Annotated in this window: 10 protein-coding genes and 1 pseudogene; 8 read left to right on the top strand and 3 right to left on the bottom strand. The window is 69.0% G+C overall.

The features are described from left to right. Positions 1-3: 3 nt before the first annotated feature. The 3 genes from QN163_01140 to QN163_01130 all read left to right on the top strand — a co-directional run bounded on the left by QN163_01140 (position 4) and on the right by QN163_01130 (position 4,230). Positions 4-2,454: an aldehyde dehydrogenase family protein gene (locus QN163_01140; protein MDR5682619.1), complete on the top strand. Its 2,451-nt coding sequence runs from the start codon at positions 4-6 to the stop codon at positions 2,452-2,454. 148 nt (positions 2,455-2,602) lie between these two features. Then, positions 2,603-3,757, top strand: coding sequence for an FAD/NAD(P)-binding oxidoreductase (locus QN163_01135; protein MDR5682618.1), 1,155 nt, complete (start codon positions 2,603-2,605; stop codon positions 3,755-3,757). A 23-nt stretch (positions 3,758-3,780) separates the two neighbouring features. Further along, positions 3,781-4,230: a hypothetical protein gene (locus QN163_01130; protein MDR5682617.1), complete on the top strand. Its 450-nt coding sequence runs from the start codon at positions 3,781-3,783 to the stop codon at positions 4,228-4,230. 48 nt (positions 4,231-4,278) lie between these two features. Here the strand turns inward: QN163_01130 and QN163_01125 are convergent, their stop codons facing one another. From QN163_01125 to QN163_01115, 3 genes and pseudogenes are all read right to left on the bottom strand, one after another. Next, positions 4,279-4,824: a cation-translocating P-type ATPase C-terminal domain-containing protein gene (locus QN163_01125; GenBank protein ID MDR5682616.1), complete on the bottom strand. Its 546-nt coding sequence runs from the start codon at positions 4,822-4,824 to the stop codon at positions 4,279-4,281. Then, positions 4,807-5,046: pseudogene (locus QN163_01120) on the bottom strand (hypothetical protein). The gene QN163_01125 and the pseudogene QN163_01120 overlap by 18 nt, the downstream one beginning before the upstream one ends. Before the next feature lie 674 nt (positions 5,047-5,720). Continuing rightward, a complete protein-coding gene (locus QN163_01115) occupies positions 5,721-6,407 on the bottom strand; it encodes a cation-transporting P-type ATPase (GenBank protein MDR5682615.1) in 687 nt (228 codons plus the stop codon). A 324-nt stretch (positions 6,408-6,731) separates the two neighbouring features. On the opposite strand from QN163_01115, the gene ppsA reads away from it, so the two are divergent. From ppsA to QN163_01090, 5 genes are all read left to right on the top strand, one after another. Next, on the top strand, positions 6,732-9,155 hold the full coding sequence (ppsA, locus tag QN163_01110; GenBank protein ID MDR5682614.1) for a phosphoenolpyruvate synthase: 2,424 nt from the start codon (positions 6,732-6,734) through the stop codon (positions 9,153-9,155). Between the two features lie 26 nt (positions 9,156-9,181). Continuing rightward, positions 9,182-9,604, top strand: a complete 423-nt coding sequence (locus tag QN163_01105; GenBank protein ID MDR5682613.1) for a secondary thiamine-phosphate synthase enzyme YjbQ — start codon at positions 9,182-9,184, stop codon at positions 9,602-9,604. Positions 9,605-9,689: 85 nt separating this feature from the next. Then, positions 9,690-10,832 carry an N-methyl-L-tryptophan oxidase gene (gene solA, locus QN163_01100; protein MDR5682612.1) on the top strand — a complete coding sequence of 381 codons (1,143 nt, stop codon included), beginning with the start codon at positions 9,690-9,692 and terminating at the stop codon, positions 10,830-10,832. Positions 10,833-10,933: 101 nt separating this feature from the next. Continuing rightward, a complete protein-coding gene (locus tag QN163_01095) occupies positions 10,934-11,590 on the top strand; it encodes an exopolysaccharide biosynthesis protein (GenBank protein MDR5682611.1) in 657 nt (218 codons plus the stop codon). A 23-nt stretch (positions 11,591-11,613) separates the two neighbouring features. Beyond that, positions 11,614-12,489: a YbaK/EbsC family protein gene (locus QN163_01090; GenBank protein MDR5682610.1), complete on the top strand. Its 876-nt coding sequence runs from the start codon at positions 11,614-11,616 to the stop codon at positions 12,487-12,489. Position 12,490: the final 1 nt, after the last annotated feature.

Genomic DNA, 12,490 nt, shown 5'->3' with positions numbered 1-12,490 from the left:
GCCATGACACCCAGGGTGCCTGACATCCTGCAGACGATGGAGTACGGGCCGGCACCGGAGTCGGCCGAGCCAGCTTTGCGGTGGCTGGACGCCCGCGGCCGACGGTTTACCCTGTTCGTCGCGAACCGGTGGGTCGAGCCGACCGGCGGTGAGTTCTTCGAAAGCCTCGACCCCGCCACCGGCAGGCCGCTGGCGCAGGTCGCCCAGGCGTCCGCCGAGGACGTGGACGCGGCAGTCCGCGCCGCCGCCGAAGCCTTCCAGACCTGGGGCCGCACGCCGGGACACGTCCGCGCCCGGTACCTGTACGCCATCGGGCGCCAGGTCCTCAAGCACGCGCGGCTGCTGGCGGTCTTGGAATCGCTGGACAACGGCAAGCCCATCCGCGAGACGCGGGACATCGACATCCCGCTCGTGGCGCGCCACTTCTACCACCACGCCGGGTGGGCGCAGCTGGCGGAGCGCACCTTCCCCGGTCACGAAGCCGTCGGAGTGGTGGGGCAGATCATCCCGTGGAACTTCCCGCTGCTGATGCTGGCCTGGAAGATCGCCCCGGCGCTGGCCGCCGGCAACACCGTCGTGTTGAAGCCCGCGGAATTCACGTCGGTCAGCGCGATGGCCTTCTGCGAGATCCTCCTCGAGATCGGCCTGCCCCCGGGGGTCGTGAACGTCGTCACCGGGGACGGCCGGGTCGGGGAGATGATCGTCCGGCACCCCGGCGTCCAGAAGATCGCATTCACCGGGTCGACGGAGGTCGGCCGGATCATCCGGCGCGCCACCGCCGGGACCGGTAAGAGGGTCTCGCTGGAGCTGGGGGGCAAATCACCGTTCGTCGTCTTCGACGACGCCGACCTCGACAGCGTCGTGGAAGGGGTGGTGGACGCCATCTGGTTCAACCAGGGGCAGGTCTGCTGCGCGGGCTCGCGGCTGCTGGTGCAGGAGAACGTCGCCGACCTGTTGACCACGAAGCTGCGCGCCCGAATGGAGACCCTGCGGGTGGGCGATCCCCTCGACAAGGCGATCGACATCGGCGCCATCATCGCGCCGGTGCAGTTGCAGAAGATCCGTACCCTGTGCGAGATCGGGGTGCGGGAAGGCGCGCGCATGTGGCAGCCTTCCTGGGCGGTGCCGCGCGACGGCTTCTTCTTTCCACCCACCCTGTTCACAGACGTCGCGCCCTCGGCCACCATCGCGCAGGTCGAGATCTTCGGCCCCGTGCTGGTGTCGATGACGTTCCGCACGCCCGCCGAAGCCGTTGCGCTCGCCAACAACACGCGCTACGGGCTGGCGGCCAGCGTGTGGACCGAGAACATCAACCTGGCCCTCGACGTCGCGCGCAAGATCAAGGCGGGCACGGTGTGGATCAACAGCACCAACCTGTTCGACGCGGCGAGCGGCTTCGGTGGCTATCGCGAGAGCGGCTTTGGCCGCGAAGGCGGCCGCGAGGGGATGTGGGAATATCTGAAGCCGAGTTGGCAGGCGGGCGCCGCATCGGTCCGCCAGGCCGAGCCGCCTCCGGTGCGGGGTGCGGAGGTGCAGGTGGGCTCAGCTCCCGACTTCGTCCGCCCCCTCACCGCCGACGGTACGGGGATGACGGACGGCCCCCCGCCGATCGACCGGTCGCCCAAGATGTACATCGGTGGCCGGCAGACCCGGCCCGACGCGCCGTACGGACGCCGGGTGTACGCGCCGGACGGGCGGGTCGTCGGCGAGGTCGGTGAGGGCAACCGCAAGGACATCCGCAACGCTGTCGAGGCCGCCCGCGCGGTGGAGGCATGGGGACTCACCACCGGCCACGCGCGAGCCCAGATCCTGTACTACGTCGCCGAGAACCTGCAGTCGCGCGCAGCCGAATTCGTTCAGCGGATCGCGCAGATGACTGGCGATCCGGAGGCCGCGCGGGTCGAAGTCGCCGCGACGATCGAACGACTCTTTTCCTACGCAGCCTGGGCGGACAAGTACGACGGGTGGGTCCACCACGTCAACGTCCCCCACCGCGACCTGACGATCGCGATCCCCGAACCCGTGGGCGTCGTGGGCATCGCGTGCCCTGACCCCTACCCGCTGCTGGCCTTCGTCTCGTTGGTCGCACCGGCCATCGCGATGGGGAACACCGTCGTCGCGATCCCCTCCCAGGACCATCCGTTGGCCGCCACGGACTTCTACCAGGTGCTGGACACCTCGGACGTGCCCGGCGGCGTCGTGAACATCGTCACCGGGGAGCGCGACGCCCTCACCAAGGTCTTGGCCCAGCACGACGACGTGGACGCGGTCTGGTACTTCGGTACCCCCGAAGGCGGCAAGATGGTTGAGTACGAGTCGGCCACCAACATCAAGCGCACCTGGGTCGACTGGTACGGAGTGCGCGACTGGCTCGACCCGCTCCAGGGAGAGGGCGAGGAGTTCCTCCGCCACGCCACCCAAGTGAAGAACATCTGGGTCCCGTACGGGGAGTGACCCACGGCCGGCGAGGGGGCAGTTGGTGCACGGTTCGCTTGATACACCTACAAGGTAGGGTAATAGACGGACTGGGAAACGGGCGGACGCTGGATGGGGCACCGCTGCCGGGGCGGGTGGGATGCACCCGGAAAGGAGGCGAGGGGCGATGCAGCGCGTGTTGATCCTGGGAGGCGGAAGCGGAGGGGCCATGGCCGCCAAGCGGCTTGGCGAGTGGTCGAGGCCCGGTGAGGTTGAGGTCGTTCTGGTGGATCGCAGCCCGTGGCACGAGTACCGGCCCAGCTACCTGTGGGTGATGACCGGCAAGCGCGAGCCCGACGAGGTGCGCCGTCCTCTGAAGCTGCTGGAGGCACGGTACGGCACGAGGGTGGTGCAGGCCACCGTGAACCGCATCGACCCGCAATCGCGGCGGGTGGACACCGACACAGGATCGCTGGACTATGACTTCCTGGTGGTGGCCCTCGGCGCGGTACTCCGCGGCGATCCCCGCACGGACAGCTTCGAGGGGCCGTGGGAGCTGGAGTATGCGGTGCGGCTGCGCGAGGCCCTGAGGGCGTTCCGCGGTGGACACGTGGTTGTGGGGCCCGTGGAGTGGCCGTACCGCTGCCCGCCCGCGCCTTTTGAGGTCGCGTTCATGATGCGGTACCTGGCGGACCAACGCCACGTGTCCGAACGCACCCGCATCACGGTGTTCCACCCGTGGCAGCAGCCCATGGAGACCTTCGGCCCTCTCATGGTGGAAGGGTTCCGGGCATTCTTGCAGCAGTTCCGCGTCGACTTCCTCGGAGGTTTCCAGCTGCAAGCACACGACCGCGGCGCCCGCGGGCTGCGTTCCGCGGAGGGCCGGACGCTGGAGTACGACCTGGCCATCCTGATCCCTCCGCACGCACCGCCGGAGCCCGTGGGCGACTCGGCCCTGGCGGCTGCGGGCGGCTACATGGACGTGGTCCTGCCCAGCATGGCCTCCCCGCGCTACCCGGAGGTCTACGGGATCGGCGACGTGGTGGCGCCCACCATCGGGCTCGGTATGGCCGGTGTGTTCGCCCACTTTCAGGCCGACCACGTGGTCACCCAGATCTTGGACCGGGTGCGTGGGGCCTACCTGGGCGAGCTGTACAACATGGTGGGCGTGTGCGTCATGGACACCGGCTACATGGGGGCTGCCGTGTGGTGCGACTTCACCGACAAGCTGTACGGCCGCTCCCCCTATCCGGACTGCCGAATGTTGGGCGGCATGCGGCTGTTCCGGTCGGTGAAGGTGGGGTTCGAGCGCCTGTGGTTCGCCAGCCTGTTCGGGCGGTGAGTAGGGAAGCAGCCATGACGGAGATGAGCGCACGCCAATCGGACCGGGAGGCCACCAACCGTCTGCTGACCAAGCTGGTCGAGCACGCGGAGGCGGCGGAGCAGCTTTTGGACGTGGTGGGTCGGCTGCAGCGCAGCGGACTGCTGGCCGCCGTAGACGGCGTGCTGGCGGAGTTCGACGAGCAGTTCAGCGCCGCCACCCGTCCGGAGCTCATGACCTTGGTCGCCAACCTCATGATGCTGCTGGGCGCCCTGGGCCAGGTGCGGTACGAGCCGCTGTTCCGCCTAGCCCTGTACGCGGCCCAGGCGGCCAACGAGAAACTGGCCCGGCCGCGCACCCGGCCCCTGAGCCTCAGGGAAGCATGGCAGGTGCTCCGCAGCCCTGAGGTGGCCCAGGCGGTGGAGGTGTTGCTGGCCGCCCTGCGGGCCATGCGCGCCCCCCCAGCCGGCGTCCTCGACCTAAGGGCACCGTAGGGGCGGCGCCGATCGCAGCAGCGGGGTGACCGGTAGGGAGGTGAGTTCTCATGCTTCCGCACTTCGGCGTCTGCCCCGCAACTCGGTGACGTCGACCACCGCCGCCGCCACGAGTCCCGGGACCAGGCAGGCAGCTACGTCCACGACGCCTAGTGGGTACGTCTGAAAGTACGGTCGAAGCCCCGGGACGTAGATCACCGCAGCGAGCAGGAGTGCGCCCACCGTTACTGCAGCGCCGAGGGACGGGTTACGCGATCCCGGACGCCACAGCGGTTTAGATGTGCGTACAGCGTAGACATTGAAGAACTGTGCCACGGCCAGCGCCGTGAAGACCACGGTCTGCCAGCCGGGGTGTCCGCGCGCAAGGAAGTACGCACCCAAAGCGAGGGTCGTCACGCCCATGAGCAGCCCCAACCCCACCACCTGCCGCGCGTGTCCGGCCGTGAGAAGCGGCTCGTCCCGGCGGCGCGGGGGCCGGCGCATCACAGCCTCCTCCGGAGGCTCGACGCTGAGCGCCAGTGCCGGCGGCCCGTCGGTCACCAGGTTGATCCACAGGACCTGTAGCGGGTACAGGGGGAAGGGCAGTCCGGCCACTACGGCCGCCAGGACCGTCCATAGCTCCGCCACGTTCGTGGTGAACAGGTAGCGGACCACCTTCTGCACGTTGTCGAACACCACCCGCCCCTCTTCCACGGCCGCTGCCACGGTGGCAAAGTGGTCGTCCAAGAGCACCACCGCGGAAGCCTCCTTGGCCACCTCGGTGCCACTTCCCATGGCGACCCCCACTTCCGCCCGACGCAAGGCCGGAGCGTCGTTTACCCCGTCCCCCGGTGACCGGCACCACCTCTCCCCGCGCCTGCAACGCCTCCACCAACATCAGTTTGTGTTCTGGCACCACCCGCGCGAACACCGAGACGTCCCGTACAACCCTCGACCGTTCGTTCTGCGACAGCGCGTCCAACTCGGGCCCGGTGACCACCCGTGCTGCAGGGGAGTCTGCGATACCGGCTTGCCTGGCCACCGCGAGGGCGGTGGTCGGGTGGTCACCGGTGAGGAGCACGACCCGGATCCCGGCCTGCCGGCACCGCGCCACTGCCTTCGGCACCTCCGCCCGGAGCGGATCCACCAGCGCCACCAGGCCCAAGAACACCAGGTCCCTTTCGGATTCCTCTTCGGTGGACGGCAGCTCCCCCGGAAACCCGCAGGCCAGCGCCAGCACCCGCAACCCGCCTCGGGCCATCTCCTCCACCCGTTCCGCGACGGTCTGCCGCCATGGCTCACCCAACGGATCGGCACGGCCTTGCACCCGGATGTGTGCACAGCGCGGGAGCACCACCTCAGGTGCGCCCTTGACGAACACCAAGTGACGGGCACCGTCAAGATCCCGCACTCGGTCCGCGTCGGCCACTTCGTGCACGGTGGTCATGCGCTTGCGAGCTCCGTCGAAGGGCCACTCGCGCCTCCGCGGCAACAAGCCATCCCACTCTCCCCTACGGAAACCCCAGCCGAACGCCGCGGAGGCCAAAGCCGCGTCCACCGGATCCCCTATGGTCTGCCCTTGCTCGTCGGCTTCCGCGTTGTTGCACAAGCAGGCCGCCAGGATCGCCAAGTGGGCGCTTTCCGGCAGAGAGCTTCCCAGCTCCGTCGACCCGCAGCCCCACGGCCTCCACCAGGCGAGCGTCCGCGGGCACCCGGTCTCCGGCCTCCAGCAACACCAAGTCGCCCGGAACCAGCTCGCTGCTCGCCACTTCGGTCACGCGACCCGCCCGCCGGACCCGGGCTTTGGGCACGACCAAGTGGCGAAGGGCAAACATCGCCCGCTCTGCGCGATACTCCTGCAGGAAACCGAGCGCGGTGTTGAGGGCGACCACGACACCCACCGCCACCGCCTCCTTGGTGTTGCCCAGCAACCGCGAAACCACCGCGGCAGCGAGAAGCACTGCGACCAGCGGACTTTGGAACTGCGCGAACAGTATGCGCATAGGGCTCGGACCGGTGGTCTCCGCCAGCGCATTGGACCCCACGGAACGGACGCGTCGGGCGGATTCGGATGGATGCAGCCCCTGCTGAAGGTCGGTGCCCAAGTGCCGGGCGGCTTCCTCCGGCGAAAGGGCGTGGCAAGGCAGCTCAGGGGCAGGCCTGGAAGTTTTTGCGGATGAGTCCCGCACGCCAACCATGGTACCGTGCGCTCCCCCGTCTGCAGCCCCGCCGAGGAACTGGTGGCGAAGTGGCAAGTTACGTTTCACAGCGCTCAATGCTTGACCCGTGCCATTCCTACCCGCATCCGCCCGCAAGTAGTGCCTACCAGGGGGCGGGGGTTGTCCCCCCTCCATCCGGGGGGATCGCAATCGTCCGGGCCCTGCCCGTGGCCAGCCCGGCGGCCCCCCAAGCCTACCGGCGACATTGACTCGCCAGGGTTTCGCGGAGGGTCGGCCCTGGCGCGGCAGGGTTTGTCGCTGTCGGCCGCGAACCGTTGCTTCCCACCCGGCGGAGGTGTCGCCATGGGCAGGACGGATCCGCAGTCGCCCATCCTCTGGTTTTCCGAAATTTCCAAGGACGACGTCGCCCTCGTCGGCGGCAAGAATGCCAACCTGGGTGAGATGCTACGCGCCGGCGTTCCGGTGCCGCCCGGGTTTGCCGTCACCGCGCACGCCTACCGGACGTTTCTCGCCCACGCCGGCGTGGCCACGCGGTTGACCCGGCTGCTGCAGCGGATCGACCCCCGCGACCTCAAGGCACTGCACGAGGCTGCCTCCGAGATCCAGGAGATGATCCGGCGCGCACAGATGCCGTCCGACCTCGCTGAGGCCATCCGCGAAGCCTACCGCCGACTGGGCAGCGAACTCGGCGAGCGGGATCCATATGTCGCGGTGCGTTCGTCGGCCACCGCCGAGGACCTGCCGACCGCTTCGTTCGCGGGCCAGCAGGAGACCTACCTCAATGTCCGCGGCGCAGACGACCTGCTGGACAAGGTCCGGGGCTGCTTTGCAAGCCTGTTCACCCCGCGCGCCATCGCCTACCGCACGCAGAAGGGGTTCGATCACGAACGGGTCTACCTGAGCGTCGCCGTGCAGAAGATGGTCAACAGCCGTGCCAGCGGCGTGATGTTCACGTTGCACCCGGTCACCGGGGACAAGGACGTGATCGTGATCGAGGGCACCTGGGGCCTGGGCGAACTCGTGGTAAGGGGAGAGGTGACCCCTGACGAGTACGTGGTGCGCAAGACCGATCTGGCGATCGCCTCCCAGCGCGTCTCCCGCAAGGGCAAGCGGATGGTCCGCGCGGGCACCGGCAACGCCGTCGAGACCGTGCCGCCCCCCCAACAGGAGCAACCAGCCCTCACCGAAGAGCAGATCCGCACGCTCGCCCGCCTGGGGTTGCGCCTCGAGGAACACTACGGCGCGGCGCTGGACATCGAGTGGGCGCTGGACGCCGACGACGGCAACCTCTACATCGTGCAGTGCCGGCCGGAGACCGTTTGGTCGGCGCGGGAAGCCGACGCGCGGGGGCAGTTCATCGGGCCGGCCCAGCAGCGCGTGGAAGCCACCCGAGCCGCCACGCGCAAGGTCGAGGTCGCCGCCGAACGCGTGCCCCTGGTGCGCGGGCTGGCCGCCTCGCCCGGCCTGGCAGCAGGCGACGTGCGGATCGTATTGGACGTGGCGCACATCGACCAGTTCCAGTCCGGCGAGATCCTGGTCACCGAGATGACCACGCCCGACTGGGTGCCCGCGATGCTCAAGGCGGCGGCGATCGTGACCAACAGCGGCGGGATGACGTCGCACGCGGCGATCGTGTCGCGCGAACTCGGTGTGCCCTGCGTCGTCGGGACGGGCAATGCCACCGAGGTGCTGCGCACCGGTCAGACCGTGACCGTCGACGGCGGCAACGGGATCGTCTATGAGGGCATCCTCCCCGAGGCGGTGCGCCAGCCTCAGGTCAGTGCGCCCACACCGACCGTCGTCCCGGAGCCGGTCCCGGTCACCGGCACGAAGATCCTGGTGAACCTCGGTGTCCCCGACCGCGCCGAGGACGTGGCAGCCCTGCCGGCCGACGGCGTGGGGTTGATGCGACAGGAGTTCATCATCGCCACCTACATCGGCGACCATCCGCTCGCGCTGATCGAGCGGGGTGAGGGCGACCGCTACGTGGACCGGCTGGCGGACGGCATCGCACGCGTCGCCCGGGCGTTCGCCCCACGGCCGGTCGTTCTCAGGCTGAGCGACTTCAAGACCAACGAGTACCGCGAGCTGCGGGGCGGGGAAGCGTTCGAACCGACCGAGGAGAACCCGATGCTCGGTTGGCGCGGCGCCAGCCGCTACGTCGACCCGGTGTTCGAGCGCGCGTTCGATTTGGAACTGCGGGCTATCCTGCGCGTTCGCAACGAGATGGCGCTGCGGAACGTCTGGGTGATGGTGCCGTTCGTCCGGACCGTCAAGGAACTCGGTCGCGTGCTGGATCTCATGCGGACGCGGGGGCTGGAGCGGGGTCCAGACTTCAAGATCTGGATGATGTGCGAAGTCCCCAGCAACGTGATCCTCGCCGACCGGTTCGCCCCGCTCGTCGACGGCTTTTCCGTCGGCAGCAACGACCTCACCCAGTTGATCCTCGGCGTCGACCGAGAATCGGGCCGCCTGAGCGCGCTGTTCGACGAACGCGACGAGGCGGTGCTGCGCGCGATCCGGCATGTGATCCGCACCTGTCACCGATTCGGGACGACGGTCTCCATCTGCGGCCAGGCGCCGTCGGTCTACCCGGAGATGACCGAGGCGCTCGTGCGGGCCGGCATCGATTCGGTCAGCGTCAACCCCGACGCCGTCGTCCGGACCCGTCGGCTGGTCGCCCAGATCGAGCAGCGGCTGCTGTTGGAACGCTGTGTGCACCCGGAGCGGGCCCCCGACTCGGAGCCCGACGGAGGGATGGGCTGAGCTCGTCAGGCGAGGGAGGCAGGCGGATGCGGTTGTCGCAGGAGTGGTTGCAGGTCAAAAGCGAGCACCGCCATCAGGTGATCGATCTGACGCATCGCGTAGGGGAATTCGTGCGCGCGTCCGAAGTCCGCCGAGGGATCGTGAACGTCTTTGTGAAGCACACCGCCTGCGCGCTGGTCGTGGGCAACCGGCGGGAGCGCGTGACCGAAGAGACGCTGCTGCTCCTGGAGGACATCTTCAACGAGTCGGCCATCCGCCGCACCTCGCTGCACGGCCGGCGCGACCCGAAGGCGATGTGGAGCTACGTCCAGCACGTCTTGATGGGATCGTCCATCGCCGTCCCGGTCGCCGACGGCGCCCTCGATCTGGGCGAGTGGCAGGCGCTGTACCTCGTGGAGCTTGCAGGCCCTGCCACCCGGGAAGTCCGCCTCACGCTGGTGGGAGACTGAGGGCGTCGCCAAACCGCGCGGACCACACCGTCGGTCAGGCGGCTGTGCTACCCTTCTTCGTGAACCGAATCTGCCTGCGAAAACCATGCCATCCCGGACATTCGATGCCATCGTCGTGGGGCTTGGCGGCGTGGGAAGTGCGGCCGCCTACCATCTGGCACGGCGGGGGCTGCGCGTGCTGGGCTTAGAGCGGTTCGCCGCGCTGCACGACCGCGGATCGTCTCACGGCCACACCCGCGTCATTCGCCAGGCTTACTTCGAGCACCCAGATTACGTGCCGCTGTTGCTGCGTGCCTACGACCTGTGGGCGGAGCTGGAACGCGAGCGCGGGGTGGAGCTGATGCTCACGTGCGGCGGGTTGATGGTCGGACAGCCGGACAGTGCCGTGGTGGCCGGCTCGGCCCGCAGCGCCCGCCTGCACGCACTCCCGCACGATCTGCTGTCGCCGAAGGACGTGCGTTCCCGGTTTCCTGCCTTCCACCTCGGGCCAGAGGAGGTCGCGCTGTACGAGCCGCGAGCTGGGGTCCTCTTCCCCGAAGACTGCATCCGCGCGCACCTGGACGGTGCTTCCGCCTACGGCGCGGAGTTGCAGTTCGAGGAACCCGTCACCGGGTGGGAGGCCGACGACGTCGGCGTGACCGTGCGGACGGAACGTGCCGCCTACCAGGCCGGTGCACTCGTGGTCACCGCCGGACCGTGGATCGGGCGGCTGCTGGCCGACCTGGCGCTCCCGCTGGAGGTGGAACGGCAGGTCGTGTTCTGGTTCGAACCCCGCATACCCGAACTCTTCGCACCCGAGCGCTTCCCGGTCTTCATCTGGCAGGTGCCCGAGGGCACATTCTACGGCATCCCCGCCCTGCGCGGCCGCGGGGTCAAGCTGGCGCGTCACCACGGCGGTGCGACGACCGATCCGGACGACGTAGCCCCTCCGAGGGCGTCCGAATCTGAATGGGTGCGCGGGCAGATCGCCTCCCGCTTGCCCGAAGCCGACAGCAGGTTGCAGGCGATGGCAGCGTGCCTGTACACGAACACGCTCGACGAGCACTTCGTGATCGACCGCCACCCGCGGCACCCCACCGTCGTGTTCGCCTCGGCGTGCTCCGGGCACGGGTTCAAGTTCACCTGCGTCACCGGTCAGGCCCTCACCGACCTCGCAACGGAAGGCCGCACGGATCTCCCGGTCGGATTCCTGTCCCTGTCGCGGTGGGCGGGGCCGGCTCGGGGCTGACCCGCCCGCCACTTTGGCTGGATCCGCTTGACCGGCCTGTCGCAGCGCGCCCCGACATGTCCTTCTGGTCACGGCGGGCGGACCTACGGCATCATGGATGCGTGGCGAGCCGGAAACGTTCGATCCCCCAACTGAGGGGCGTCGCACCCGGTGAGAAGCCTCTGTCGGAACTGCTCGACGAGGCACTGGCGAGCGACGGGCCGCACCCCGTGCGCGTCGGGGACGTCGCCGACCGTCTGGACGAACGAGGCTTCGGTTTCCTGCTCATCCTCCTAGCGTTGCCGACCCTCATCCCGATCCTGCCACCCGGCGCATCGGGCGTGGTCGGGATCCTGTACGTACTCGTGGGGGCCCAGATGATGTGGGCCCCCGAGCGGCCATGGCTGCCGCGGCGCGTGGCCGACTACCGACTGTCTGTCCGGGTCGTCGAGGGACTGCGGCGCCAGGGCGTCGGGCTGCTGCGACGCATGGAGAGGCTGTCGCGGCCGCGGTGGACGCCGTTCAGCGACGCTGTCCTGCTGCGGGTGGCGGCGGTCGTCGTGCTCGCGATGGGATTCGTGCTGTGGCTGCCGCTGCCGTTTTTGAACACGCTGCCCGGGATATCGATGATCGTCGTCGGCATCGGATTGATGAACCGCGACGGCATCTTCCTCTTGTTGGGCATCGGGCTGGCCGCCGTGGTGGCGTCGCTGATAGGGCTCGGGGTGGAAGCGCTGCGGGGCTTCATGCGGTGGCTGCTCTCCCTGTTGCCGTCCTGACTTCGGGGGGGACACGAGGTTCGATGGGCACCGAACGCGAAGACCACCGGCCGGTCGCGCGATTCGCCACGATTCCGGTCCGCGGCAAGGGGCGCGGGAGGGACCTGGGCTTTCCGACCCTCAACCTGCACATCCCCGCAGACCTCACCATCGAGCCCGGGATCTACGCCGCACGGGTGCAAATCGAGGGGCGCACCTATGAGGCGGCGCTCCACTACGGGCCCGTACCGGCATTCGGCGAAGACGAGCCGTCTTTGGAAGTACACCTGCTCGACACGGCTCTGGAAGCGACCCCCAATCGCGTGGAGGTCGAAGTGGTGCGGTACCTGCGGCCCGTGCGCTGGTTCGAGACGCCTCAGGCGCTGAGCGCACAGATCGCCGAGGACGTGCAGCGGTCGCGGGAGGTGTTGGGTGGGATGTACGACCACGACACGGCCACGCGGCGCGTGGCGGAGGAGATGGCCCGGCGGGGTGTCCGGATCGAGGTCCTGCGCTTTTTGGGCGGCACGCGAACGGTCCAGGAAGCCGCTGACGCGATCGGGACCTCCCCAGAGCGCATCACCAAGACGCTGGTGTTCCTGGCAGACGGTCGACCGGTTCTCGTGCTGGCCTCGGGCGCCAACCGCGTCTCACGGGCCAAGCTCGCCGCGGTCGCCGGCGCCGGGCAGGTGCGGACCGCCGACGCCCAGACGGTGGAACGCACGACGGGCTTTCCGGTAGGGGCCATCCCACCGGTGGGACACACAACGCCGCTGCCGACCTACATCGACCAGGATCTGCTCCGCCACGAGGTCGTCTACGCCGGCGCCGGTGCCCCGGACGCCATGTTCGCCGTCGCACCTGAAGACCTTGTGCGTGCCACCGGCGCGCGCGTCGTCGATCTGCGCGAGGACGGCTGAC

The sequence above is a fragment of the Armatimonadota bacterium genome (assembly GCA_031432545.1).
Taxonomy (GTDB): domain Bacteria; phylum Sysuimicrobiota; class Sysuimicrobiia; order Sysuimicrobiales; family Sysuimicrobiaceae; genus Caldifonticola; species Caldifonticola tengchongensis.
Note: the sequence above shows the minus strand (reverse complement) of the source record. Positions and strands in the feature narration are given on the sequence as shown.

What these genes read in the sequence shown, in the direction of transcription:
- QN163_01140 (MDR5682619.1), top strand. Translation starts at nt 4, where the DNA reads ATGACACCCAGGGTGCCTGACATCCTGCAGACGATGGAGTACGGGCCG.
- QN163_01135 (MDR5682618.1), top strand. Translation starts at nt 2,603, where the DNA reads ATGCAGCGCGTGTTGATCCTGGGAGGCGGAAGCGGAGGGGCCATGGCC.
- QN163_01130 (MDR5682617.1), top strand. Translation starts at nt 3,781, where the DNA reads ATGAGCGCACGCCAATCGGACCGGGAGGCCACCAACCGTCTGCTGACC.
- QN163_01115 (MDR5682615.1), bottom strand. Translation starts at nt 6,407, where the DNA reads ATGGTTGGCGTGCGGGACTCATCCGCAAAAACTTCCAGGCCTGCCCCT.
- ppsA (MDR5682614.1), top strand. Translation starts at nt 6,732, where the DNA reads ATGGGCAGGACGGATCCGCAGTCGCCCATCCTCTGGTTTTCCGAAATT.
- QN163_01105 (MDR5682613.1), top strand. Translation starts at nt 9,182, where the DNA reads ATGCGGTTGTCGCAGGAGTGGTTGCAGGTCAAAAGCGAGCACCGCCAT.
- solA (MDR5682612.1), top strand. Translation starts at nt 9,690, where the DNA reads ATGCCATCCCGGACATTCGATGCCATCGTCGTGGGGCTTGGCGGCGTG.
- QN163_01090 (MDR5682610.1), top strand. Translation starts at nt 11,614, where the DNA reads ATGGGCACCGAACGCGAAGACCACCGGCCGGTCGCGCGATTCGCCACG.